The sequence below is a fragment of the Tritonibacter scottomollicae genome, from assembly GCF_003003215.1.
Classification (GTDB): Bacteria; Pseudomonadota; Alphaproteobacteria; order Rhodobacterales; family Rhodobacteraceae; genus Epibacterium; species Epibacterium scottomollicae.
On the sequence record NZ_PVUF01000002.1, the window covers coordinates 155,473 to 179,528 of the forward strand.

At 60.7% G+C, this 24,056-nt stretch carries 20 protein-coding genes; 8 read left to right on the forward strand and 12 right to left on the reverse strand.

Going from position 1 to position 24,056, the window contains the following annotated elements; all coding sequences use genetic code 11:
* Nucleotides 1-34: 34 nt before the first annotated feature.
* From addA to regB, 7 genes are all read right to left on the reverse strand, one after another.
* The gene (addA, locus tag CLV89_RS04670) at nucleotides 35-3,400 is read right to left on the reverse strand and encodes a double-strand break repair helicase AddA (protein ID WP_106162481.1); all 3,366 of its coding nucleotides are present in this window, start codon (nucleotides 3,398-3,400) and stop codon (nucleotides 35-37) included.
* On the reverse strand, nucleotides 3,397-6,330 hold the full coding sequence (gene addB / locus CLV89_RS04675) for a double-strand break repair protein AddB (protein WP_106162482.1): 2,934 nt from the start codon (nucleotides 6,328-6,330) through the stop codon (nucleotides 3,397-3,399). Before addB ends, addA begins: the two co-directional genes overlap by 4 nt.
* The gene (locus tag CLV89_RS04680) at nucleotides 6,323-7,012 is read right to left on the reverse strand and encodes a nucleotidyltransferase family protein (protein WP_243394930.1); all 690 of its coding nucleotides are present in this window, start codon (nucleotides 7,010-7,012) and stop codon (nucleotides 6,323-6,325) included. The genes addB and CLV89_RS04680 overlap by 8 nt, the downstream gene beginning before the upstream one ends.
* Nucleotides 7,009-8,007, reverse strand: coding sequence for an aminoglycoside phosphotransferase family protein (locus tag CLV89_RS04685; RefSeq protein ID WP_106162483.1), 999 nt, complete (start codon nucleotides 8,005-8,007; stop codon nucleotides 7,009-7,011). Before CLV89_RS04685 ends, CLV89_RS04680 begins: the two co-directional genes overlap by 4 nt.
* The gene (tsaE, locus tag CLV89_RS04690) at nucleotides 8,004-8,480 is read right to left on the reverse strand and encodes a tRNA (adenosine(37)-N6)-threonylcarbamoyltransferase complex ATPase subunit type 1 TsaE (protein WP_106162484.1); all 477 of its coding nucleotides are present in this window, start codon (nucleotides 8,478-8,480) and stop codon (nucleotides 8,004-8,006) included. The genes CLV89_RS04685 and tsaE overlap by 4 nt, the downstream gene beginning before the upstream one ends.
* A gap of 41 nt (nucleotides 8,481-8,521) precedes the next feature.
* Entirely contained in the window at nucleotides 8,522-10,072 is a 1,551-nt protein-coding gene (locus CLV89_RS04695) for a PAS-domain containing protein (protein WP_106162485.1), read from the reverse strand.
* Nucleotides 10,073-10,158: 86 nt separating this feature from the next.
* Entirely contained in the window at nucleotides 10,159-11,556 is a 1,398-nt protein-coding gene (gene regB / locus CLV89_RS04700; RefSeq protein WP_106162486.1) for a sensor histidine kinase RegB, read from the reverse strand.
* Nucleotides 11,557-11,675: 119 nt separating this feature from the next.
* Between regB and CLV89_RS04705 the strand changes: the two genes are divergently transcribed.
* From CLV89_RS04705 to CLV89_RS04715, 3 genes are all read left to right on the forward strand, one after another.
* Complete coding sequence (locus tag CLV89_RS04705) at nucleotides 11,676-12,299, forward strand: SCO family protein (RefSeq protein WP_106162487.1); 624 nt, start codon at nucleotides 11,676-11,678, stop codon at nucleotides 12,297-12,299.
* Between the two features lie 81 nt (nucleotides 12,300-12,380).
* A complete protein-coding gene (locus CLV89_RS04710) occupies nucleotides 12,381-12,935 on the forward strand; it encodes an ActR/PrrA/RegA family redox response regulator transcription factor (RefSeq protein WP_106162488.1) in 555 nt (184 codons plus the stop codon).
* 74 nt (nucleotides 12,936-13,009) lie between these two features.
* Complete coding sequence (locus CLV89_RS04715; RefSeq protein WP_341477104.1) at nucleotides 13,010-14,161, forward strand: glycosyltransferase family 61 protein; 1,152 nt, start codon at nucleotides 13,010-13,012, stop codon at nucleotides 14,159-14,161.
* A 14-nt stretch (nucleotides 14,162-14,175) separates the two neighbouring features.
* Here CLV89_RS04715 and CLV89_RS04720 read toward each other — a convergent pair whose 3' ends face one another.
* The gene (locus CLV89_RS04720; protein ID WP_106162490.1) at nucleotides 14,176-14,772 is read right to left on the reverse strand and encodes an HD domain-containing protein; all 597 of its coding nucleotides are present in this window, start codon (nucleotides 14,770-14,772) and stop codon (nucleotides 14,176-14,178) included.
* A gap of 367 nt (nucleotides 14,773-15,139) precedes the next feature.
* Between CLV89_RS04720 and ahcY the strand changes: the two genes are divergently transcribed.
* Nucleotides 15,140-16,525, forward strand: a complete 1,386-nt coding sequence (ahcY, locus tag CLV89_RS04725; RefSeq protein ID WP_106162491.1) for an adenosylhomocysteinase — start codon at nucleotides 15,140-15,142, stop codon at nucleotides 16,523-16,525.
* A 230-nt stretch (nucleotides 16,526-16,755) separates the two neighbouring features.
* Complete coding sequence (locus CLV89_RS04730) at nucleotides 16,756-17,097, forward strand: DUF2853 family protein (RefSeq protein WP_106162492.1); 342 nt, start codon at nucleotides 16,756-16,758, stop codon at nucleotides 17,095-17,097.
* 453 nt (nucleotides 17,098-17,550) lie between these two features.
* On the opposite strand, the gene CLV89_RS04735 is transcribed toward CLV89_RS04730, so the two are convergent.
* The 4 genes from CLV89_RS04735 to tsaD are packed head-to-tail and all read right to left on the reverse strand — an operon-like array spanning nucleotide 17,551 to nucleotide 20,303.
* A complete protein-coding gene (locus CLV89_RS04735; RefSeq protein WP_106162493.1) occupies nucleotides 17,551-17,973 on the reverse strand; it encodes an EVE domain-containing protein in 423 nt (140 codons plus the stop codon).
* The gene (locus CLV89_RS04740; protein ID WP_106162494.1) at nucleotides 17,973-18,245 is read right to left on the reverse strand and encodes a YciI family protein; all 273 of its coding nucleotides are present in this window, start codon (nucleotides 18,243-18,245) and stop codon (nucleotides 17,973-17,975) included. Before CLV89_RS04740 ends, CLV89_RS04735 begins: the two co-directional genes overlap by 1 nt.
* Nucleotide 18,246: 1 nt before the next feature.
* Nucleotides 18,247-19,209 carry an NAD(P)H-dependent glycerol-3-phosphate dehydrogenase gene (locus CLV89_RS04745; protein WP_106162495.1) on the reverse strand — a complete coding sequence of 321 codons (963 nt, stop codon included), beginning with the start codon at nucleotides 19,207-19,209 and terminating at the stop codon, nucleotides 18,247-18,249.
* Nucleotides 19,206-20,303: a tRNA (adenosine(37)-N6)-threonylcarbamoyltransferase complex transferase subunit TsaD gene (gene tsaD, locus CLV89_RS04750; RefSeq protein ID WP_106162496.1), complete on the reverse strand. Its 1,098-nt coding sequence runs from the start codon at nucleotides 20,301-20,303 to the stop codon at nucleotides 19,206-19,208. Before tsaD ends, CLV89_RS04745 begins: the two co-directional genes overlap by 4 nt.
* Nucleotides 20,304-20,404: 101 nt before the next feature.
* On the opposite strand from tsaD, the gene CLV89_RS04755 reads away from it, so the two are divergent.
* Genes CLV89_RS04755 through CLV89_RS04770 form a run of 3 tightly spaced genes read left to right on the forward strand, consistent with a single transcriptional unit; the run spans nucleotide 20,405 to nucleotide 24,056 of the window.
* Entirely contained in the window at nucleotides 20,405-21,115 is a 711-nt protein-coding gene (locus CLV89_RS04755; RefSeq protein WP_106162720.1) for a uroporphyrinogen-III synthase, read from the forward strand.
* A 51-nt stretch (nucleotides 21,116-21,166) separates the two neighbouring features.
* Nucleotides 21,167-22,540: a COG4223 family protein gene (locus CLV89_RS04765; protein ID WP_207796883.1), complete on the forward strand. Its 1,374-nt coding sequence runs from the start codon at nucleotides 21,167-21,169 to the stop codon at nucleotides 22,538-22,540.
* 10 nt (nucleotides 22,541-22,550) lie between these two features.
* Entirely contained in the window at nucleotides 22,551-24,056 is a 1,506-nt protein-coding gene (locus CLV89_RS04770) for a heme biosynthesis protein HemY (protein ID WP_106162498.1), read from the forward strand.

A 24,056-nucleotide genomic window follows, 5' to 3' on the forward strand; every position in this document is an offset into this window, starting at 1 on the left:
TGGACCCGGAACCTATGGACGCTGGCAGGCGGCGTCAAGGTTCCAGTCGCTGGAAACCAGCCCGTTCACGCGCCTGTGTGATCAAGGTGACCGGAAGCGGCATCAAAGTGGCGGTTCGCGTCCAAAGGATTGCGGTCTCGATTCTGCGGTCCGGGTAGATCTGGCGCAGCGCCGCATCATAGGCGCCCATCTGCCGCAACAAGCCTTCGGGACAGGCCCCGGGGGCGCTCGGCACCACCGCATTGGATTTGAAATCCACCGCCAGCACACGCTCCGGTGTCACGACAAGCCGGTCGATGACCCCGTGCAGTCGCGCAGCACCCAGATCTGCTGAAATTGCAACTTCGGCAAGGGCATCCGTGGCAAAGACCTCGGCGCAGCCCGGCGCAGACAGAACCTGACGCGCCTCCATCAACAGGGCCTGCCAGTCCTCATGCCGGGTGATCTGTTCGGCGCGGCTGTCCCATTCGGCTTCGGGCATCTCGGGCAGATGTTCCAGCAGCAGATGCAGCGCGGTTCCACGCGCCTTGGCCTCGTCTTCGCTGAGGCCGCTGTCACCGGGCAGGGCCTTGGCACCGCCCAGATCCTCGGAGGGGCGCAGGGTGGCCGCGGGCGCGACATAGGGCGAGGCGGCGCGGCGGAAAACCTCCGGCAGGGTGATTTCGTCTTCTTCGGTCAGGTCGGAGGGCACGAAGGGCAGGGCGTCCCAGTCCCCATGCGCCCACCTTAGCCCCTCGCCGCCTGGGGCGTCACAGGGCAGGGCGCCCATGGTCTTCATTGCAGCCTCGACCCGCTGATACCAACTGTCACCGCCCTTATCGAGATCACCAGCCCCGGCCACGATCAGCCATTTTTCCGCCCGCGTCAGCGCCACGTACAGCAGCCGCAACCGTTCGTTGGCCTGTTTCTCCTGCGCAAAATCTTTGGCTGCCTCCATCGCGGGGGGCATCTGGTCACTGCTTACCCGCCACAGCGGTGTGCCTGCGACCTCCATCACTTCGGACGGGGGAGAGGGGCGGCGTTTGGTGGTGTCCGGCAGGATCACGATCGGCGCTTCCAGCCCCTTGGACCCATGCACTGACATCACTCGGATCATCGCACTGGCGGCGCCCATCTGGCGTTTGATCTCCAGATCATCGGTCTGCATCCATACGAGAAACCCAGTGAGGCTGGGCACTTCGGTGCGCTCATAGGCCAGCGCCTGAGACAGCAGCGCGTTGATGCCATCCTCAGCTTCGGTGCCAAGGCGGCCCAGCAGTTTGGCCCGCCCCAGATGGCGTGTCAGTATGCGTTCGAGCAAATCGTAAGGGCGCAGGAAATCGGCCTGCCCACGCAGATCGTTCAGGATCTTCATCGTTTCAGGAAACTCCTCAGCGCGCGCACGTAGGGCGGGCCAGAGGTGCATATCCGTGCGTCGATGGGCGAGGTCGAACAACATCTGTTCGCTCCAACCAAAGATCGGAGATTTCAGCGCTTCGGCGAGCGACAGGGAATCCTCCGGCAGAGCGAGGAACCGCAACAGTGCCGCGATGTCCTTGACCGCCAGTTCGGCCCCCACCTTCAGCCGGTCCGCCCCGGCGATCGGCAGGTTTGCCGCCTTGCAGGCGCGGATGATCTCGGAAAACAAGTCGGACCGCCGCTGCACCAGGATCAGGAAATCCCCGGCATGCACGGGGCGACGTTGGAAAGTGCCGCGCTCGGCTCCATCTTCCGGGATGGTCACGCCGCTGTCGATCATCTCCTTGATCTGCCCGGCGATGCGTTCGGCCAGGATCACCGCATGGTGGCGCGGGCTGGGGCGATCAACAGGATCGGTCCAGTCGCGGTCCTCCTCGTCCTCGGTCTTTTCCACCAGCGGCCAAAGGTCCACCCGTCCTGGCAGGTCGGATTTGAACGCCTGGTGTTTGGCATCCTGCACAAAGCCTGCGCGATCCTGCCCATCAAACACCACGTCGACCAGCCCGAGGATCGCCGCCGAGGAGCGGAAGGAAAACGCCAAGCTCGCGCTTTGCAGCCCGTCGCCGGTGTCTTCCAGCCTGCGGCCAAATTCCGCCTGCATGCGGTCAAAGGCGTCCGGGTCCGCGCCCTGAAAGGAATAGATCGACTGTTTCTTGTCGCCGACCACAAAGATGGTACGCTCCACTTCCTGACGCGCGCCGAGGCCTGCGGTGAATTCCTGCGCCAGCTTTTCCACCACGTCCCATTGCACCGGGCTGGTGTCCTGTGCTTCGTCCACGAGGATATGGTCGATGCCACCATCCAGCCGGTACAGCACCCAGGCCGCCACAGCGGGATCATTCAACAAGTTGCGGGCCTTGACGATCAGATCGTCAAAATCGAGCCAACCGCGCAGCTGTTTGCGCCGCTCGTATTCCGGGAGGAACACACGGGCAAAATCATGCAGCACCAGCGATTTGTCCATCGCGTCGAGGGCCAGGCGACGCGGACGGGCGGCTTCCACCCGCGCCATGAAAGGCTCCAGCTGGTCCATCAGAACGCCATGGCTCTCGCGCAGCTTCTTGGTGGGGAAGCTGCCGATCTTGGCGGTGAACGGTTCTTTTGCCCCCTTGCCGGTGAGGAAAACATCCTCCAGCAGTGGCAGCACATCTGGCGTGATCGCGGTGATGCGCGCCAGCTTCTCGGCGTTCTTGCCGTCTGTGGCCCCGCCGGTCTTCAGCATCTCCACCGTGCGCGACAGGATCTCCGCCTCATTGCCGAGAAACACCTCAGCCGTCAGCGCGTCCAGATTGTAGCCTTTCGGCAGATCAAACACCTCGCCAAGCATGTCGCGGTTCAGATCGGGATTGAAACCCGCTTGTCGGCGGCAGATCTCTGCCGTCAGCGTCTCGAAATCCATCCCTCCGATGTAATAGGATGCGGCCTCAACCACATGGGCGTCTGGTCCCTGCGCCATATCTTCGGTGATCTCCGACCGCAGCATCGCGGCGGCGCGATCTTCCATTTCCGAAAACTGTGGGCTCACCCCGGCTTCCAGCGGGAAACGCCGCAGGAGTGACGAACAGAACGAATGGATGGTCTGTATCTTGAGGCCGCCGGGGGTCTCGATCGCACGGGCAAAGAGCGTCCGCGCTTGTGCCAGGCCGTCCCCCAATGCGGCGTCCTCTGCGCCCAGATCCACCAGCGCGGCCCGCAGTTTGGTATCCGGCAGCATCGCCCATTCGCCGAGCCGCTGGAACAATCGGTTCTGCATCTCGCTGGCCGCGGCCTTGGTGTAGGTCAGGCACAGGATGTGCTGCGGCTCCACTCCGCGCAGCAACAGCCGTGCAACCCGGTCTGTCAGTACCTTGGTCTTGCCGGATCCCGCGTTGGCTGCAAGCCAGGTGGAGGCATCGGGACGGGCGGCGCGAAACTGCGCTTCGGAGGCGGCGTTGCGGTTCATGTCAGATCCTCGGGCACCGGGTCCGAACTGCGGTCCCATTCGCCGTAACGGGCGAGGTGGTCATAGTCGCCGGAAAAGTCATCGCGGTGTACCATGCGACGGCTGCTATATCCTTGGGTAACGTCGAAATAGGCCTCGATCAGGCTGCGCAGTTCCGCCCAGACCTTGGCCGGTGGTTCATCAAGGATCGGCGCGGCGACTTCTTTCACGGGAGGTTTCAGCCCGATATAGAGTGCGCGTTCCACCCGGGCCGCACCGTAGTCCGCAAACGCACCCTGTTCGGCCATTGCTGTCTCGATCAGCAGCTGTTTTTCGAAGGACTTCTGCTGTTTCTCCGAGGGTGGTTCGCCGGTTTTATAGTCATAAAGATGCAAGAGGCCACGGTCGTCTACATCGATCCGGTCGGCCTTGGCCGCGATCTCGAAATCGAGCGGATCAAGCCGCACATTGCCAGATTTCTCAAACCCCGACGGGCGGGCGCGCGACTGGCGTTCGTGTTCACCGCGCACAAAATCATCGGCCACCTTTTTCAGTCGCGTGAGCCAGAGGGTACGGGCGACCGGCCACGGTACATCCTCCTCAAGAATACGACGTGACTGTTCAATGAAATCCTGTGCCGAGAGGGTTTCGGGTCGTTCTTGAGCCGATTTTATGAACTCTTCCAATGCCTTGTGGATTACCGTGCCACGCAACAATGCGTCGGGTTCCTGCAAGAGCGGGTCGACGGGGCGCAAGCGCAGCACGTGCTTGGCATAGATTGCGTAAGGGTCGCGGATCAGTTTCGGGATCTCGGTCACGGTCAACCGTCGTGGCCGTGCCGCAACCGGCGGACGCGGCGAGGGGCGCGGGCTGAGTGGCGTAGGCAGGGGCGCATCCAGCACGCTGGCCCAGTCGAGCCAGACTTGACCGCGCATCTGCATGGCGGACAGTGCGGTTTGACCGCCTTGATCCGGCAGACCACCCAGGAGATTTGTCAGCCGGTTGAGCCAGCGCGAGGGCACGGTGTCGGCCTCTTCGGACCGTACCGCCCGGGTGAGCCAGACTTCGGGCGCGGCGATCGCCTGTTGGAAATCATGCGCCGACAGGCCGATGCGTCGTTCCGGCAGCAGCAACCCGGCTTCGTGTCGCAGCTTGCGGTTGAGCCAGGGATCCGGGCGTGCGGCCTCTGGCCAGCTGCCCTCGTTCAAGCCGCCAAGGATCACCAGATCCGCGCCCTGCACACGGGCCTCCAGCGTGCCCCAGATCAGGATCGATCCATAAGGGGCATCGCGGTCTCGGACCTCGCCCTGCGACAAGACCGCGCCGAGAAGGTCGGCAAAATCACGCGCGGTCATGTCGCCGCCATGTGGCGCCTCGGCCTGCAATTCGTCGATCACATCGCGTGCGGCGATGCCCGCCTTCTTGTCCCACAGCTCGCCGGTGCCCTCTGATTGCGATCCGGCAGCGATCACCTCCGCAGTCTGACGAAGATCGGTGACCCAATCGCTGAGGGCGCGGCTGCCGGACAGGTCTCGCCCTGCAAAGCTCCGGGCCAGCCAACCGGCCCAACCGGGCAGAAGATCTCGGGTGGAGCCGAATGCGATCAGGCTGTCTTGGTCCGGAAACGGCGGGCCATAGCGCCTCATGTGTAGTTCCAGATCGCGCGCGTGCAACAGGTGCTGTCCGCGCGCCTCGCCGGAATGGGTCAGCGGGTGTTTCAGCAGGGTCAGCAGCATGTCCGCCTGCAGCGGTCGGCAGAACAGATCCGCCACATGGCGCAAAAAACGCCCCGGCGGCGAGAGCTGAAGGGGTAGGCCGGCGGAGTCGTCGGGCAGGATGTTCCAGCGGTCCAGCGCGGCAGAGACTTGCCGGGTCAGCATTCGGTCCGGTGTGATCAGCGCGGCGGTTTGACCGTCCTCGGCGGCCTGGCGCAGGCGCAGGGCAATGGCTAGCGCCTCGCTGCGTGGGCTGTCGGCCTCGATCAGGGTCAGTGCCTCGGTCGCCTGATCAAGTTGCGTCAAATGCGGGCCTTCGCTCATCCAGGCGTCGGTCACCGGGGCAGGGCGCAGGGCGAGGGACACCAGACGGTTGCGCGGCAGTGAGGGCGGCGTCATGTCGACCCAGCGGTGGATATCCCGGGGCCCAAGGTCCAGATCCCGCATCAGCTTGCAGAACCGGTACTGCGGGTGGTCTTCGGCAACCAGCCCATCGGTCAGAGTGTCCCAGACCTCTGCTGGTTGATCGAAGTCGAACCCGGGCAGCACCACGGCGCCCTGCGGCAGGCGGGCGATCGCCTCCATCAGCAACAGCGTGGTGCCGCGCGACCCGGTGGAGCCTGCGAGGATGATCGGATGTTGCGGCGGCCTGCGCTCCCATTCAGCGATCAGGTCCAGGACCACCTGACGCTGGCGGGCGTTCACATCGAGCGCGTGTTCATGCATGTCCACAAACTGATCGGCGATCCCGATGAAATCCTGCGCCCGTTTCCAATGCCCCGACATATCAGAGACATCCAGCGCACGGATCTGGTCTGTGGTGACGCCCTCGCTTTGCATTTCGTCGATCAGCTCGGCGAGGCTGTCGGAGAGATCATAAAGCGAGGCGCGCGCGGCCAGATCCGGCTGCGCATCCAGCAATCTGGCGATCAGCTGCGACAGTTCCAACCGGCGGCGCAGGGGCGGCAGGGCAGGTGGCAGACCGCGCAGGTTGGCCTGTCGGCTGAGACCCGAGAGGAGCGATATTCGTGGCAGGAGTCCCGCCGGCCCGCTGTCGAACAGCTGCCGCACCCGGCGGCTCATCCGTTCGGTGTTGAGGATCAGTTCGACCCGCGCCAGCGCCTCGGGCGGGTGATCGGCGAACCGTTGTCTGAGCCCGTCGACCAATGCGCGCGGAAAGTCCACACCGCAGGGCACGGCAAACAGCCGCGGGGTGCTGTGGTCTGGATCAAACATCTGCGCCTGCCATCATCTCTTCTGCGAGGGTGACGCCTTCTGGACGGCCGACGTCGCACCAATGGCCGGGATACTCCACAGCGGATGCCCGTGTGTCGGAGATCATCAGATCCCAAAGCCGGTTGAGAGAAAACACCGTCTCCGCCACCCGGTCCATATGATCCAGTTTGAGAATTTGCGCACCAGTGTAGACAAGGTCACCGCCCCGGCTGATGTGACCGGCCTCATCGGTGGAAAAATCTCCCGAACCCAGCCGCCCGACAGCGCGCGCCGTCGGCACGCAGAGAAGCAGCGCATCCATATCATCCGGGCGCCACATGTCCTGCAACACGCGCAACGGGTTGGGGCCGGACCAGGTCACGTCAGGGTTCAACGTATAGGCGGACTTCGCGTTCAGGAGCGGGCGCGCCTGTTTCAATCCGCCGCCGGTATCGAGGATCCGATCCGCCTCATGGCTGATCAGCAGGTCGCGGTGTGCGAGATGGGCGTGCAGGACATCCGCCTTGTAATGGGAATTGATCACGATGCGTTCCAGGTGCACCTCGGCGGCCAGATCCAGCGCGTGGTCGATCAGGGGACGTCCTGCAACGGGGATCATCGGCTTTGGCCGATCAGCCGTCAGGGCGCCCATACGGGTTCCGAACCCTGCGGCAAAGATCATCACGGCGGTGGGCGAGCTCATGCGCGCAGCCTTTCCAGAGCGTCGGGTGTGGGCGCGGGCAGGGCGCTTAGCAGCTCCTCCGCTACGGGTGCGAGGGCCGGATGGTTCAGGCCGCGCTCGAAATGGGCCCAAACCCGTGGCACGTAGTCGATATAGTGGTGCTTGCCCGCGTTCTGCGACAGGCGGGCAAAAATGCCAAGGATGCGCATATTGCGTTGCACTCCGATGACCGCATAGGCGCTGCGGAAAGCCGAGTCATCTATGTTGGTGGCGTGGATGTAATGATCGATCATCTGCAGTTCGACCCCGGCGGGCACGTCGCGACGGGCGTCCTGCAGCAAGGACACTAAATCGTAGGCGCGATGCCCCAGCTTTGCGTCCTGAAAATCAATCACCCCGACCCGCGCGATGCCCGCGCGTTCGGGCAGCCACAGCAGGTTCTGTGCGTGGTAGTCGCGATGCACGAACACCATGTCGCCCTGCAGATGTTCACGCAGGATATCCTCGAACCGATTCTCAAATCGCGCCTGCACACTCTCTGCCGGATCGCCAAGGACGGTCTGGCGATATTCTCTGAAGGCCAGCGAGGTCATCTCGGCCATGATCCGAGGGCCAAGTGGGGGCAGGTCGGCCACGGGCGTGTCCTGAAGATGTACCAGCAGATCGGTCGCGGCCCGATAGAGCGGCATTTCGGCGGAGGAATCCTGCGCGATGACCTCGGTAAAAAGCGCGTCTCCGAGATCTTCTATCAACAAGAGCCCGCGCGCGTGGTCCCGGGCGATGATGTCCGGGGCGGAGGCGCCTTTGTGACGCAAGTTCTCTGCCAGGTCGGCAAAGGGTCGTGTGTCGCCGCCGTCTGCGGGCGGCCAGTCCATCAGGATGGCACTGGCGCCCCTCTCCGACGTCAGCCGCTGGTAGCGGCGGCTGGAGGCATCCCCGGCCAGCGGTTTGGCCGTCCAGCTGTCGTAACCACTTGCGGTCAGAAACGCGGTGATCTCACCGTTACGGGTGCTCATGAGAGAATCCCTTCGAGACGTTGCGCCCAGCTCTCGGATTGCCAGCTCAGCTCGGCATGGCGCGCGTCATCGGCGGTCTCGTCGAGCGACAGGCGCAGAGTCAGCGCCGTGTCCGGGCGCAACTCTTCCAGCCGGTCGGGCCATTCCACCAGGCAGATCGCATCATCGAAGGCGGTGATGAGGCCGAGTTCCTCGACCTCGTCCACATGCGACAGACGATAGAGATCCGCGTGCCAAAGTTCCCCGCAGGACACATCGTAGGTTTGCACCAGCGTGAAGGTGGGAGAGGGCACATCCTCGGGCACTTCCAGCAAGGACTGGATCAGGCTGCGGGCAAAATGCGTCTTGCCCGCGCCGATCGGTCCCTCAAGCAAGACGACATCGCCCGGAAGAAGGATCCGGGCGATGCGTTGGGCCAGTTCTGTGGTTGCAGCGCTGCTGGGCAAACTGCAGGTCGCGGAGCTCTGTATCATGGCGCCACAATGACGGTGCGCGCGAGGCTCCGCAAGCGGGTTCAGGCTTCCTTCGACGCGGCAAACCGCTCTTGTTCTGGCGGGGCCAGTGGCGCGCCAACCTTCTGGAAACGCACCATGGTGGAGCCATTCTGCAGCGATTGAACCCGACAAATCATATGGTCGCCGTTGCGCATTTCCACACGCGACCACCAGTCACTGTGATCTTCGGTGCCACCGGCGACAAAATCGCGCACCTCACCCCAGGTCGGGGTCGGTCCCGACAGTTCCTGCCAGGTGCGGCAGGCATCGGCGATGGAGACCTTGGCAAAGCTCGCTTCCGGGTCGGTCTTCCACATGTGGTGGTATGCGGTGTTGGAGTAGACCATGCTGCCATCGGTGCCGAAGACTGCAAAGGCATCGTCAATGTGATCGAGGATCGACTGGCCCAGCTCCAGTTCGGAACGGAACTGACGGGTCAGGGTGATTTCTGCGGTGATATCCTCAAACAGGAAGGCGATCGCCCCGTCGGGGTGCGGACGGCCAGAGACCGAGTAGACCGATCCCGAGGGAAGCGACCAAGTTTCCTGATAACGTCCTTCAGCTGCGGCTTCGAGCAGATCCGCCATTTGGTGACGCCAGCTGGAATAGTTCTTTGGTTCCGGCATCATGCGCTGATCGCGCAGGCGGTCAAAGAAGGACATCATATTGGGGCGTGAGCTGAGGAAGCTTGCGGGCAGCGCGGTCAGGTCGATCAATACAGGGTTGAACAGCACCAATTGGCGGTTGCGGTCAAAGATCGCCAGGCCGATCGAAAGCTGGGCAAAGGTCTTGGCCAGGGTCTGAACAAAGTTCCGCTGGGCCACCTCCGCATCGACAACGGCATTCACATCCATCGCGTGGCAGAGCCAGCCGGCTTCGGTCTCGGTGGTGGAGACATTGTACCAGAGCTTCTTATCGGTTTCCGGCAGCTCGATCGAGACCCGTTCTGGCCGACCGCTGTTCATCGGCGCATCGAGGTTGGGAAACAACGGCGCCGAGGTATCATTGCCGCGGCCACGGATTTTCTGGTTCAAACGGTCATAGGCGAGATTGGTCCAGGTGACGCGGGCGTCATCGGACTGCAGCCAGACCGGGTAGGGGGCCTGGTGTACGGCGGCGCGCAGGGTTGTCAGCTCCTGATCATCTCCCGCCTGACCCAGCTCGGTCGAGGTGCGGCGCAATTGCACGCGGGTGACGCCATCGATCCACTCGCAATGGGCTTCGCGGCTGTCTGCCTCTGCGGTGCCGGAGAGTGTCAGAGAGCCGACATCGCGCAGAAAGCCGGGGGATTGTGGCAGGCCAGGATAGCTGCGGGATAGTTTGTCGCGCAGTTTGGTCCAGCTGAAATCGTCGGCATTTTCACCAAGGAATTTGCGGGCACCGGACGACCAGGCAATCAGCGTCTGATCGTCGAAGAGGAACACGGCATCGGTGCGTCCATCGGCCAGCAGAAGATCCTGCTCCATGCCCTTGCGTTCCGTCTTTGGATTAAGGAACCAGACCGCAACGGCTGCGCTGGCGATGCAAAGGCTCGCCAGAATAAACCACTCAACGGACATCAAATCTTGCATGGACACAGCCTCGCTTGTTCTCCTTGAGCCTTATGTTCTCTGACAATGGTTAAGCGAAGTTTAACTGGTTTACCAAAAGTGAATTGTTAAAATTGTAACGGGACGTTTTTTCCGGCTGGAACCGGAGTGTCGCCGCTGATGGCATCGATTTTGCGTCGGGGCCAAGTGACAACGACAAGTGCGCCATTTTGCGAGGGCGCCAGATTATGAGAAATTCGAACGTCGCGGGCATTTGCAAACTCCAGCCGTGCACCCGTGCGTTCGAGAAGTGTTTTTGCGATAAATAGGCCCAGACCCATGCCTTCGTATCCTGGGCGTTTACTGCGATCAGAATGCGTTGACCGCCGCCGCATGAACGGGTCACCCAGACGACCTAGCAGATGGCCGGGGAATCCATTGCCATCATCGCAGATCCGCACCGTGATATGATCAGCGCTCCAATGCAGCTCGATCCAGACCGTCGTTTGCGCAAAGTCCACGGCGTTCTGCACAAGGTTGCGCAGCCCGTGGATGATCTCTGGTTTGCGCAGAATGCTGGGCTGGTGCAGGGCGTCCTCGTCAGCGGGATGTTCACTGAAGCGAATGTCCTTGCCCCGGTCGAAATGTGGTTCGGCAGCCTCATGCATCAACGCGGACAAAGGGGTCTGACGCAGATGCAGGTCATCCTTGCCCGTTCGCCCCATGCTCCGAAGGATGTCACGGCAGCGATCAGCCTGCTCACGGATCAGCCGTGCGTCTTCCTGAAGTTCGGGCAGCTCATCGAGCTCCTCGATCAACTCCGAACTTGTCAGCTTGATAGTGGCAAGCGGTGTCCCGAGCTCATGAGCCGCTGCTGCAACCACTCCGCCGAGGTCCGTCAGCTTTTGCTCGCGCGACAGGGCAAATTGCGTTGCTGCCAGCGCATCGGACATCGACCGGATTTCTGCACTGATCCGATAGGAATACGCCCCGATAAAGAGGATGGCGATGACCAGCGCACACCAGTGGCCAAAGACGAACAGCGACGGCATGCGCAAGATTGTGCCCTCTGCTGTTTCCAAAGGGATATGCAGCGGAACAAGGAGCGAAACCAAGAAGATCGCACTTGCCCCGATGATCAGGGTTGATCGCAGCCCCATCACGGTGGCCGAGATTGTCACGGGGCCCAGAACAAGCAGCGCAAAGGGGTTGTTCAGACCTCCGGTCATATAGAGCAGGAAGCACAGCTGGAGCAGATCGAACAGCACCATCAGAAAGTTCTGGAACTCCGACAGCCGCTTGTTTTCCGGAAACACGATGAGCGCAACCAGATTGGCCAGAGCCGAGACTCCGATCGCGAAATAGCAAGGCAATACCGAAAGTTGCAGGTTGTACTGTGTTTGCGCCGCGATGATCGCCGTAGCTTGGCCGATGATCGCGACCCAGCGTAATACGATCAACGTGCGCAGGCGAATCCAATGGCTGCGTTCCTGGCCACCCATCAATCCAAAAGTGGTTTCGCTCATGTGACGTTTGCTCCCGTTGCATCGCCGGTAATTGTTGATAGGTCTAGCGCCAACCGGGTTCAACTGCGGCACGTCTTCCCAGCGTGTCTATCCCGTGCAGCTCTATGAGGAAACGAGACATGGTTCGAAATATTGCAATTCTGGCGTTCGCTGGCATCGTCGCTGTGCTGGGTGGCGTTTGGTACATGACCCTGCGCGGGAGCGGTTCGGACGATGCATTCGCGCAATGCCGGGCGAGTGCGGTCGCAGGTGGCAGCGGTGCTATTGGCGGGCCTTTTGAATTGGTGAATGCAAAAGGCGAAACCGTGACCGACACGGATGTGATCACCGAACCTTCGATTCTTTATTTCGGATATACATTTTGTCCGGACGTCTGCCCGCTCGATACAGCGCGCAATGCTGAAGCGGTGGATATGCTGTCTGATAAGGGCTACTCGACCACGCCGGTCTTCATCTCGATCGACCCCAAGCGTGACACACCAGAAGTGGTTGGAGATTTTGCCTTTAACCTGCACGAGAAAATGATCGGTCTCACCGGGTCACCTGAACAGGTGAAAGCCGCCAGCCAAGCTTATAAGACCTATTACAAGGCGCAGGACGGGGATGAGGACTACTATCTCGTGGATCACACGACCATGTCCTACCTCGTGCTGCCCGAACATGGTTTTGTGGATTTTTTCCGCCGCGACGTGACGCCCGAACAGATGGCGGAGCGTGTCGCCTGTTTCATCGACAACAGCTAATGCACAGCAGAGATTTGACGTTTCGGATCCGCGACGTAGTATCTCAAATAACAAATGCGCTTGACGCTGGAAGGAAAGTGAATGGCCGAAGCAGCACAGTCCGCAATTGGACCTGATCCCTCGCTACTGTTGGTCGATGACGACGAGCCATTTCTGCGCCGGTTGGCCAAGGCAATGGAGAAACGTGGTTTTGCAGTTGAGACCGCGGATTCAGTTGCCTCAGGACAAGCGATCGTCTCTGCACGACCGCCGGCCTATGCCGTGGTGGATTTGCGTCTTGAGGATGGAAATGGCCTCGATGTGGTGGAGGTTCTGCGGGAAAAACGTCCCGACAGCCGCATTGTTGTGCTGACGGGCTATGGTGCGATCGCCACTGCCGTGGCCGCGGTGAAAATCGGTGCGACTGATTACCTGTCGAAGCCGGCAGATGCCACGGACATCACCAATGCGCTTCTGGCAGGGGATGATGCGCTGCCACCACCACCGGACAACCCGATGAGCGCGGACCGGGTGCGCTGGGAACATATCCAGCGGGTGTATGAGCTGTGTGATCGCAATGTGTCAGAAACCGCGCGGCGCCTGAACATGCATCGACGTACACTGCAACGCATCCTTGCCAAGCGTAGTCCGAAGTAGGGCTGCCGATGACCATGCGTGGCGATTTGGATCCGACGATATTACCCTCGCCGAAGGGCGGATGGTCGGAATCCATGACAACCCTGCGCGGCGCCATTGTCGTGCCGCCAGTGGAGAGCAGCATGGTGCAGGCCGCAGGCGTGTTACACGCGGATGGCAGCTATTGCCCACAGGGGGCGCTGTGGCGACGGCACCGCGCAATCACAACCGAACCCGAGATGCCGCAGAATGTCGCGGAGAAAATTCCTGGTCGCTGGCTCTGGGGAGGCGTGCTCTGGGCGCATTTCGGGCATTTCCTGGTGGAGAGCACGGCGCGCCTCTGGGCATTGGAGAACTTGGACACACCGGTGGATGGCGTGCTCTTCATTCCCAAGCGCCCGGCCGTGCGGGATCAGGTGCGCGGGTTTCACTCGGAATTTCTGGGCCTGATGCAGGACGGGCTTGCGATCCGTGTTGCCGCAGATCCGGCGCAGGTGGAGGAGTTGGTGGTGCCCGGTCAGGGCTTCGGTCTGGGCGCGATTACCGAGGCGACGCCAAAGTACCGGAACGCGATACATGCGCGGTTTGCGCGCGATGTGCGCCCTGAAGGTCCCGAAAAGCTCTATATCTCCCGGTCAAAATTAGGACTGGGCAAAGGCGGCCTGCTTGGTGAGGAGCAGATGGAAGACTATCTGGCTGCTGAGGGCTATGAAATCTATCACCCGCAGGAGCACAGCCTGAGCGCCCAATTGGCCCGCTACAAGGCGGCAAAATATGTTATTGCCGCTGATGGCTCTGCGCTGCACCTCTTTGCAATGGTCGGGCGGCCGGACCAGAAGGTCGCCATGGTGCTGCGGCGCAAGTCCACGGCGCATACCCTGCTGACAAACAACGTCCGTCACTTCTGCAAATGCGATCCTTTGGTGATCGGAGCGCTGCGCACCGAATGGGTCCCCAAGAACAACCAACGCTCCAGCCGGTTGAGCTTTGGCGAGCTGGACCACTCCCTGATCGGGCGTCAGTTGAAGGCGGGTGGTTTCATCTCCGGTGATGGTGATTGGCCGGTTCTGGATGACGCGGCGCGTGAGCAGGTGCTGACGGACAAAGGCATCAAGAGTAACCGATTTGTAGAGTCGCCGGAGTTCCGGCAAGCGCGCGAACAGGCTGAGCGCGCGGAGCGGCGCGCCCGCAGAGCCGCGCGGAAGGCCCGTCGACAGGCCCGTGAAGCCGAAAAAAGCCGAAGCTGATTATTGGACGAGTTTCAGAGCTGGCATAGCAGCTCTTCGTGGCGGGCAACGAAATCCCGCCGGACGTCCACAGGTGGTCTGAGGTGAATATCAAGATCCTCAATCAGATCTGCGTTTGGTCTCCCGAAGACCTTTGTGGCCTCGCTTTCGGAAAATCCCGCGATTTGAACCGCTTCCATCCAGGCTGACACCTTGTCGGCCCGTTTGATTTGCGCTTTCACCGTCTTTGGCAGGGCGGCGGGCAGGCCAAAGCGAATGTGGATTGCGGCCGTCAGTCGAGCGTCCAGATCGCCGTAGCCTGACCCAACAGCAGCTTTCACCGGAGAGATCATGTCGCCAATCACGTATTCCGGTGCGTCATGCAGAAGGGCCGCAAGCTTCCATTTGAGGGGGGCCTTGGGGAACATGCGACCGTGGATATTCTCCACCAGCAACGAATGTTCGGCGACGGAATAGGCAAAGTCACCCCGTGTCTGCCCATTCCAGCGCGCCACAAAAGCAAGGCCGTGGGCGATATCCTCAATTTCGATATCAACAGGAGTCGGGTCCAGCAGATCAAGGCGGCGTCCGGACAACATGCGTTGCCAGGCGCGTGGAGGTTTCGGGGCCATGATAAATCCGTCGTAGTCGCAATTGGTCCTAGCTATCCCGGTCGGATTGCGGTTGCAAACCCACAGTGCAATGCTGTGGAAGGGAGGAGCGAACCATCTCCTGTGAACCTTGGCTTTGCGGTGATTGGCCTCGTTGCATCCGGCGTGGTTTCGTCAGAGTTCGGAGTGACTGTGGTGAGGGAGATGCGACCAATTTCTGGCGCCACTGACGTTTCTGGGACCTCAGAGATTCTCAGGCTTCTTATCGCTGTTCTGTCTTGGCTCCAGAGTAGGGAGCGCCAATACTCACCCATCTTCGTTGCTTGTAAACCATTGGGGTGTTACCTCACGACCCAAGTACCTGTGGAACATTTATACGGAGCAGAAAATGGCCGGAGATTACATCGTCAAGGACATTTCGCTGGCGGGCTTTGGCCGCAAAGAGCTGGACATCGCGGAGACCGAAATGCCGGGCCTGATGGCGCTGCGCAAAGAATACGGTGAAGAGAAGCCCCTGAAAGGGTCTCGCATCGTCGGCTCGCTGCATATGACGATCCAGACCGCTGTCCTGATCGAAACCCTGGTGGCGCTGGGCGCTGACGTGCGCTGGGCTTCCTGCAACATCTTCTCGACGCAGGATCACGCAGCCGCTGTGATCGCCGAGGCGGGCGTGCCGGTCTTTGCGATCAAGGGTCAGAGCCTGGAAGAACACTGGGACTACCTCGACAAGTCGTTCCAGTTCCCCGAGGGGCCAAACCTGATCCTCGACGATGGTGGCGATGCGACGCTCTACATTTTGTTGGGCGCGCGCGCTGAAGCGGGCGAAGACGTGATTTCGGTGCCCACCTCCGAAGAAGAAGAAGCGATCAAAGCGCAGATCAAGAAGCGGATGGAGCAATCCCCCGGCTGGTTCACCAAGATGCGCGATCAGATCAAGGGCGTATCGGAAGAGACCACTACCGGTGTTCACCGTCTCTATGAGCTGGTGAAACAGGGCCAGCTGCCCTTCCCGGCCATCAACGTGAACGATTCTGTCACCAAGTCGAAGTTCGACAACAAATACGGCTGTAAAGAGAGCCTCGTGGACGGCATCCGCCGCGCCACCGATACAATGATGGCGGGCAAGGTCGCGGTTGTCTGTGGTTATGGCGACGTGGGCAAAGGCTCTGCTGCGTCCTTGAGCGGCGCTGGCGCGCGTGTCAAAGTGACCGAAGCAGATCCGATCTGCGCGCTGCAGGCTGCGATGGACGGCTATGAGGTGGTCTTGCTGGAAGAAGCTCTGGATGCGGATATCTTCATCACCACCACCGGCAACAAGGACATCCTGCGCATTGAGCATATGCGCGAGATGAAGGACATGGCCATCGTTGGCAATATTGGTCACTTCGACAATGAAATTCAGGTCGCCAACCTGAAGAATCACAAGTGGACCAACATCAAGGAACAGGTGGATATGGTCGAGATGCCTTCTGGCAATCGGATCATTCTGCTGTCCGAGGGTCGCCTGCTTAACCTCGGTAATGCCACCGGTCACCCGTCGTTTGTGATGTCGGCGTCCTTCACCAACCAGGTTCTGGCGCAGATCGAGCTTTGGGTTCGTGGTGATGATTACGACAATAAGGTCTATATCCTGCCCAAGCATCTCGATGAGAAGGTCGCGGCTCTGCATCTGGAGCGTGTCGGTGCAAAACTGACCAAACTGACACCGGAGCAGGCAGCCTATATCGGCGTAAAACCCGAAGGTCCGTTCAAGCCGGAGCACTACCGCTACTGAGTAGTGAGACATTTGGAAAATTGGAAAACCCGGCGTTTCGCGCCGGGTTTTTTGTGTGATGCTGTCCGGCGCTCGTTCTGGCGGAACATCGCCCCACCCACCATCCCGCTGCGCATTTCTGACACCGAACTCGAAGAAAAAACCCTTTGTTGGCTTCAGAAACCCTCCTACCGTCAGGTCACTATAACTCTGCCAAAGACGCAGAAGGCCAAAGACAGGAGAATGTGACGATGGGAAAGCGTGAAGACCTAATTGCGCAATATGCGGACGATCTGAAAACCAAATGCGGTATGAACCCGGATATGGACCTTCTTACCAAGGTGACAATTGGGTGTGGGCCCGCGATTTACAATGCGGATGCATCCACTGTGGCGTCCAGCCAACCCGAGGAGCTGGAAACGGTCAAGGCGAACTTCCTGATCAAGAAACTGGGGTTGCGGGATGGCCCAGAGCTCTTGGATGCAATCAACAAGGTGGTCGAAACCTACGGAAAATCCGAGCGCAATAAATATCGCGCTGTCGTCTACTACATGCTGACGAAACATTTCGGCAAAGAGGCTGTCTACGGCTAACTTTGTTCAGGCAATTCGCCACGAGCGCCTACCAGTTCAGTCGGGTTTTAATGACTTTGCAATGTCGCGCCAATTGCCGTGCACAGCTCTACCGAGGTAAGAAGAAGGTAAGCGCAACTTGCGCGAGAATATCTTTGGACGTGCGCGGTGGGAGTGGGCGTCGAGTGTGCAGAAGGCCGCGGCATCAGTCAGCGGCCTTTTGTCATTGCGGCTTGGGTGCGTCAGTGCAGATCCGATAATCGTATCTGCGATAAATGCATAGCCATCTTCAATGTGTGTCGGCATCCTTGAGCGTATGCCGCAAATGTAGATGGACGCAATCCAAGCCATGATAAAGAAAGACCGAAGCCCAAACCCGCTCAGGCGACTATGAATGCGTAGAGAAGGTTCATGATCTTGCACCCTACCCGTGAGGCTAGGCTAGATGCGGGAGTGACAGAATAACCAGTCCTGTTAATCTGCCTTTGTTTTCCCCATCTTACAGATCTCCTGCCATTCTGCATCTGTAACTGGCTGCACGGAAAGGCGGGAGTTTTTCACCAATACCATGTCTACCAGCGCCGAATTAGCCTTGATCTGCTCCAGCGTAACCGGCTGGGTGAAGGCCCGCACCGCCTTGATGTCTACGCATTCCCAGCGCGGGTCCTCGGTGGAGCTGTCGGGGTGGATCTCGGTGCAGACCTCGACGATACCGACGACAGACTTTTCCTTCAGCGAGTGATAGAAGAAGCCGCGATCCCCCAGTTTCATCTCGCGCATGAAGTTCCGGGCTTGATAGTTGCGTACGCCGTCCCATTCCTCGCCCGCGTCCCCCTTGGCAAGCTGATCGTCCCAGCCCCAGGTGTTCGGTTCGGATTTGAACAGCCAATACGCCATCAGCCGATGACCTTCTTCCATGTGATCAGCTCGACGGCCTCGAACAATCCGGCCTTGTTGTAGGGATCGTTCGCGGCCCAGGCCTCACCTACGGTCATGTCATCTACGTCAAGGATAATGAGGGAGCCGACCATCTCGCCAGCTTGATCGAGCAGCGGGCCCGCTTGCGCCACCACGCCGGTCTCCTCGATATAGGCGAGATGCGCCGTGCGGTTGTCGAGACGAGTTTGCAGGTGATCCGGTTTGTCGCGGGCAATCAATGCAATGAGCATTTTATTCCTCTTTGAGTGGTCTTTTAAGTAATTGATCCACAGCCTCGGCGATCGTCAACCTTTGATCCAGCAAATTGGTTACCGTTTGCGTGATCGGCATCTCCAGCCCCATCTTCTGGGCAGCTTGCGCGGTGGCCCGGGCGGTGGCTGCACCTTCAACGGTGATTGCGGGATCAAATTCTTCGCCCCGCCCAAGGCTGAGCCCAAGGCGGAAATTGCGCGACTGCTCGGAGCTGCAGGTGAGCGTGAGGTCGCCGAACCCTGACAGGCCCGCAAGCGTTGCGGGTTTTGCCCCGCGTGCCAGCGCCAATCGCTGCATTTCAGCATAGCCGCGGGTCATCAGCGCGGCACGGGCGCTGTCGCCCAGCTGAGCGCCGATGACAGCACCGCAGGCGATGGCGATGACGTTCTTCAGTGCACCACCGATCTCTGCCCCCACCAGATCCGTGGTGCGGTAGAGGCGCAGGTTACTGGTCGACAGCGTGGTTTGCAGGGCTTCGCCCATGCCGTCCGGCGCGCAGGCCAAGGTCAGCGCGGTAGGTAGGCCCTGGGCGATGTCGGCGGCAAAGCTGGGGCCGGTCAGCAATGCTGCCGTGGCCTCTGGGACCGCTTCGCGCAGGACGGAGACCGGACCAAGCCCGCTGTCAAGTTCGATCCCCTTGCAGCAGGCCACCAGAGTCTTGTTGGCCAGCACTGCGCGATGTTGCATCAGAAACGCGCGCATCTTTTGCATCGGTACGGCAAGGAGCAACGTGTCATGCGCCTCAAAGCTGCTAACATCCGAGGTCACGGTCAGCCCATCGGGCAGGGGAGCGCCGGGCAAACGGCGGCTGTTTTCGCGTGCGGCTTGCATCTCTGCCGCGTGATCGGCGTCTCGGCACCAGAGCGTTGTCGGGGCCTTGCGGGACAGAGAGATGGCCAAGGCGGTGCCAAATGCCCCGGCGCCAAGAACCGCGACGCTCATGCCTTTGCCCCTTTCTTGCCACTGCCGATGAGGGCCGGGCTGGTCTGATCCAGCGGCCAGCGGGGCCGGGCGATCAGATCCATGCCATCACGTGCCCCGTTGCGAAAGCGCTCGAGCCCCGCATAGGCGATCATCGCGGCATTGTCGGTGCAGAGCGCCAAGGGGGGCGCCATGAAATCAGTCTCTAACTCGGCACAAAGCGTCATTAGTCCCCCTCGGATCGCAGTGTTGGCAGCAACGCCTCCGGCCACGGCCAAAGTTGGAGCAGAAGGATTTTCGGCAAGGTAGAGATCAAGCGCGCGACGGGTTTTCTTCACCAAAGTGTCGACAATGGCATCCTGAAATCCGGCGCAGAGGTCGGCGCGGTCCTGCCGGGTCAGCCCGCCTTTCTCGGCCACGATCTGATCCCGCATCCGCATCAATGCAGTCTTCAGCCCGGAAAAGGACAGGTTGCAATCCGGGCGGTCCAGCAGCGGGCGGGGAAAGCGGAACCGTTTGGGATCTCCGTGTTCCGCCTCGGCCTGTACCGAAGGGCCCCCGGGTTGCGGCAAGCCGAGCAGACGTGCGGTCTTGTCAAAGGCTTCACCCGGGGCATCGTCAATGGTTCCGCCGAGGCGCGAAAACGCCTCTGGCCCGCGGACGATCAGGTATTGGCAATGGCCACCGGAGACCAGTAGCATCAGATAAGGATAGGCGATATTATCCGTCAGGCGCGGCGTCAGCGCATGGCCCGCAAGGTGATTGACCCCGACCAGTGGCAGGCCCTTTGCAGCGGCAATCCCCTTGGCGCACATCACGCCCGACATTACGCCACCGATCAAGCCCGGTCCGGCGGTCACGGCGATTGCGTCGAGGTCGTCCAGCGTCAATTGAGCGTTTGCCAGCGCATCACGCACGCAGCTGTCGAGCTTTTCCGCATGGGCGCGGGCGGCGATCTCCGGCACCACGCCGCCAAAGGCGCTGTGCAGTGCGGTTTGGCCAAAGACCACCGATGACAGGATCTCTGCGCGCGCATCTGTCTTTTGGCGCACAATAGCCGCCGCAGTGTCATCGCAGCTGCTTTCCAATCCAAGTAGCGTGAGCGTTTGGGTCATGGGCCTACCGTTGCATCCTCTGTGCTGCGGGGCTACCACCAAGAGGTGATGCAAACAATCCCGGGAGCGCGCAGGTGAAGACAAACGGGCCGGCCCTGTTGATGACGCGACCGCGCGACGCGGCTCAGCGGTTTCTTGATCTTCTGCCTGCGGATCTGTTGTTGGATCTGCGCGTTATACATTCCCCACTGATGGAAATCACCGCATTGCCGTCGACGTTGAAACTTGACGATACGACAGCGGTTGTTTTCACCTCCGGTGCGGGCGTGCGCGTGGCGTCAGAGCGCGTGGCCGAGCGTCAAGTCGCCTATTGTGTGGGTCAGCGCACGACAGAAGCTGCATTATCAGCTGGTTGGGATGCGCGTTTTTGCGGAGAAACCGCGGATGCACTGGTTGCGAGTTTGCTTGCAGCCCGGCCGTCAGGAACCCTGTTGCATCTGCACGGAGAATACACCCGTGGGGCCGTGGCAGACCGTTTGGCAGAGGGTGGGCTCTCTTGCAGAGGGCAGGTGATCTATCGTCAGGATCTGCAACCTCTCAGCGCCGAGGCAGAACAGGCACTGGGGGCGCAAATCCCCCTGATCGTACCGCTTTTCTCACCACGTACCGCCGCACATTTTGCAAGCTTATGTCCGAAAACCGCGCATTTAACACTGATTGCGATGAGTGACGCTGTGGCGCAGGCCATGCCGCGCTTGCAAAGTGGTGCGCTAAAAGTAAGTAAAGCACCTACGGCTGAAGCAATGGCGGATTTGCTGCGCGATGTCGCACAGTCGGTGCTTTGGGTTGAGACAGACGCACCCAAGGAATAGGGTCGGTGCGTATCGTATTGAGCATGTTTGGGGAATCGGGGGGAGGCCACTGTGGCTGAAGACAAGAAATCCGGCGACACGGTGAAACCGGATCCAGAAACGTCACGGGCTGACGTTCATCAGGACACCGTAACTCCCGACGTTGGCGCAGAAGAGATCGAGGAGCGTCTTGCCACGGAAGAGCTTGACGACTTTGCTGAAACCGAAGTTCCTCTTTCCGAGACCGAGACCGAGACCGAGACCGAGACCGAGACCGAGACCGAGACCGAGACCGAGACCGAGACCGAGACCGAGACCGAGACCGAGACCGAGACCGAGACCGAGACCGAGACCGAGACCGAGACCGAGACCGAGACCGAGACCGAGACCGAGACCGCCTCTGCAGAGAATGAGGTTGCGTCTGCGACGCAGGCACAAGAGCGTATCGTGGAAAAACGTGGTGGATTTGGTGCGGCCCTCTTGGGCGGCGTTGTCGCGGCAGTCGTTGGTTTTATTGCCGGCAAGGGGGACGTGCTGGACGACTTCTTGCCGCCGTCCATGCGGGATGCATCGGTTGATGTTGAACCGCTCAAATCGGCTCAGGCTGAGCTGGACTCTGAACTGGCACGCCTGCGCAGTACTGTCGCCGAGATCAACGTACCTGATCTGCAACCGCTCCTAGACCGGATTGCGGCGGTTGAAACCGAGATGGAGAGCGCCGCCACTGATCAGGAGAATGACCCCGTCGGCGCGGAACTGGAACAAACACTTCGGTCCCTCGTGCAGCGTGTGGACGCTCTGGAGGCGCGCCCGATCACAGAAGGCGCCTCGTCCGAGGCTGTTGCTGCGTTTGAGGCGGAGCTTCAGCGGGTGCGCGACAGTTTGACAGAGCAGCAAGCGGACGTTGAACGCATGGTCGCCGAGGCCCAGGAGATGGAGCGCGTTAGCGCAGAAGCCGCACGTATCGCCGCGGCACAATCCGTGGTGTCGCGCCTGCGCTCCGCGTTGGATTCAGGAGTGAGCTATAGTGATCTCGTCGAGGAGTTGACACGTCTGCAGATCACAGTGCCGGACGAGATCAAGAGCGCGGCTGATACCGGTGTTGCGACATTGTCCGGGCTGCAAGACGGGTTCGCACCTGCGGCGCGAGCGACCCTGGCCGCAGCGCGTGAGGAAACCAGAGGGTCTGGCGGGATTATGGCCTACGTCAATCGCCACCTTGGTGCGCGCTCGGTTGCGCCGCGTGAAGGGGATGATCCAGATGCCATCCTGTCCCGTGCTGGAGCTGCAGCAGATAGCGGTGATATCGCCGCAGCACTGGACGAGATTTCAGCCCTTCCTGAAAGTGCACAGGCGGAGCTTGCCGATTGGCAAAGCGCAGCCCGCACGCGTCTGGAAGCAGAAGCTGCCACCGACACGCTCTCGCAAAGCCTGAACGCCAACTAAGGACGTCGCCATGCTCTGGTCATTGTTGAAGATTCTCGTATTCGTCGCGATCGTTGCGCTGCTGGCCTTCGGCGCGGGCGTTCTTTTGGAAACTGCCGGTGGCGTACAAATTACCCTTGCCGGGACTGAGTATACGCTCGGCGCGCTGCAATCCGTCATTGCGCTGTTGGTGCTGATGGTTCTGACGTGGCTGTTCTTCAAGCTGCTGTCTCTCTTGCTGGCCACGTTGCGGTTTCTGAACGGTGATGAAACCTCGCTGTCACGATTCTTCGACAAGGGACGCGAACGGCGCGGGTATCAAGCGCTGGCTGACAGCTTGATGGCGCTGGCCGTTGGCGAAGGGCGCGCTGCATTGTCCAAGGCTGAGCGGGCCGAACGTTATCTGCAGGATCCCGCATTGACCAACCTTGTGGTAGCGCAGGCCGCGGAATTGGCCGGAGATACGCGCAAGGCGTCTGAGGCCTACAAACGCTTGTTGTCCGATCAATCCACCCGCTTTGTGGGGGTGCGTGGGATCATGAAACAGAAACTGTCCGAGGGCGATACAGAGACGGCCCGGCAATTGGCAGAAAAGGCGCTCGCCTTGCGGCCGAAGCATGAAGAAGTGCAAGACACGCTGTTGAAACTGCAAGCTCAGGCCGAGGATTGGGCGGGTGCACGTCAAACCCTCGCCACCAAGCTCAAGACCGGAACTCTGCCGCGCGAAGTGTTCAAGCGCCGCGATGCAGTGTTGGCGTTGTCGTCGTCCAAGGCATTGTTGGCTGAAGAGGCGACGCCGGAGCAGCAGGAGCAGGCGATCGAGGCCAACCGCCTGTCGCCAGATCTCGTGCCCGCCGCCGCGTTGGCCGCACGTAGCTACATCGCCAAGGGCAAGCCGCGCTATGCAGTGCGTATTCTCAAGAAGGCCTGGGAGGCACAGCCCCATCCGGATCTTGCCCATGCCTTTGCCGAAATTGCGCCTGATGAGACGGCACAGGAGCGCGTGAAACGCTTCGAACAGCTTCTGCGCCTGAAGCCCGACCACGACGAAACCCGGCTGGTGAAGGCGGAACTGTTGATTGTGGCCGAGGACTTTCCCGAGGCGCGTCGGGCATTGGGCGATCTGGTGGATCGCGCCCCGGATGCCCGTGCTCTGACGTTGATGGCGGCGATCGAGAAAGGGGAAGGTGGCCCGGATGTGATGGTGCAAGGGTGGCTTACCAAAGCGCTGTCAGCGCCACGCGGCCCGCAATGGGTCTGTGAGAGCTGTAATCATATCCACGCTGAATGGGCGCCTACCTGCGAAAACTGTGCCAGCTTTGATACGCTGACCTGGATACGACCCGATGCGCATGAATACAGCTCCGCGACCGGCGCTGCCATGCTGCCACTCCTGTCAGCGCGACAGGAACACACCACCGGTGCGCTGGCCATCGTCGATCCGGACCTTTTGGACGTTACGAACGGGACAGCTGACGTGGGGTCTGAAAACCCGACCAAGGATGATCCGGACAACCCTGATAAGTTGCCCAAGTAA

Excerpts from the sequence above, each read along its gene's own strand:
- addA (WP_106162481.1), bottom strand. The coding sequence starts at position 3,400 with ATGAACCGCAACGCCGCCTCCGAAGCGCAGTTTCGCGCCGCCCGTCCC.
- addB (WP_106162482.1), bottom strand. The coding sequence starts at position 6,330 with ATGTTTGATCCAGACCACAGCACCCCGCGGCTGTTTGCCGTGCCCTGC.
- CLV89_RS04680 (WP_243394930.1), bottom strand. The coding sequence starts at position 7,012 with ATGAGCTCGCCCACCGCCGTGATGATCTTTGCCGCAGGGTTCGGAACC.
- CLV89_RS04685 (WP_106162483.1), bottom strand. The coding sequence starts at position 8,007 with ATGAGCACCCGTAACGGTGAGATCACCGCGTTTCTGACCGCAAGTGGT.
- tsaE (WP_106162484.1), bottom strand. The coding sequence starts at position 8,480 with ATGATACAGAGCTCCGCGACCTGCAGTTTGCCCAGCAGCGCTGCAACC.
- CLV89_RS04695 (WP_106162485.1), bottom strand. The coding sequence starts at position 10,072 with ATGCAAGATTTGATGTCCGTTGAGTGGTTTATTCTGGCGAGCCTTTGC.
- regB (WP_106162486.1), bottom strand. The coding sequence starts at position 11,556 with ATGAGCGAAACCACTTTTGGATTGATGGGTGGCCAGGAACGCAGCCAT.
- CLV89_RS04705 (WP_106162487.1), top strand. The coding sequence starts at position 11,676 with ATGGTTCGAAATATTGCAATTCTGGCGTTCGCTGGCATCGTCGCTGTG.
- CLV89_RS04710 (WP_106162488.1), top strand. The coding sequence starts at position 12,381 with ATGGCCGAAGCAGCACAGTCCGCAATTGGACCTGATCCCTCGCTACTG.
- CLV89_RS04715 (WP_341477104.1), top strand. The coding sequence starts at position 13,010 with ATGACAACCCTGCGCGGCGCCATTGTCGTGCCGCCAGTGGAGAGCAGC.
- CLV89_RS04720 (WP_106162490.1), bottom strand. The coding sequence starts at position 14,772 with ATGGCCCCGAAACCTCCACGCGCCTGGCAACGCATGTTGTCCGGACGC.
- ahcY (WP_106162491.1), top strand. The coding sequence starts at position 15,140 with ATGGCCGGAGATTACATCGTCAAGGACATTTCGCTGGCGGGCTTTGGC.
- CLV89_RS04730 (WP_106162492.1), top strand. The coding sequence starts at position 16,756 with ATGGGAAAGCGTGAAGACCTAATTGCGCAATATGCGGACGATCTGAAA.
- CLV89_RS04735 (WP_106162493.1), bottom strand. The coding sequence starts at position 17,973 with ATGGCGTATTGGCTGTTCAAATCCGAACCGAACACCTGGGGCTGGGAC.
- CLV89_RS04740 (WP_106162494.1), bottom strand. The coding sequence starts at position 18,245 with ATGCTCATTGCATTGATTGCCCGCGACAAACCGGATCACCTGCAAACT.
- CLV89_RS04745 (WP_106162495.1), bottom strand. The coding sequence starts at position 19,209 with ATGAGCGTCGCGGTTCTTGGCGCCGGGGCATTTGGCACCGCCTTGGCC.
- tsaD (WP_106162496.1), bottom strand. The coding sequence starts at position 20,303 with ATGACCCAAACGCTCACGCTACTTGGATTGGAAAGCAGCTGCGATGAC.
- CLV89_RS04755 (WP_106162720.1), top strand. The coding sequence starts at position 20,405 with ATGACGCGACCGCGCGACGCGGCTCAGCGGTTTCTTGATCTTCTGCCT.
- CLV89_RS04770 (WP_106162498.1), top strand. The coding sequence starts at position 22,551 with ATGCTCTGGTCATTGTTGAAGATTCTCGTATTCGTCGCGATCGTTGCG.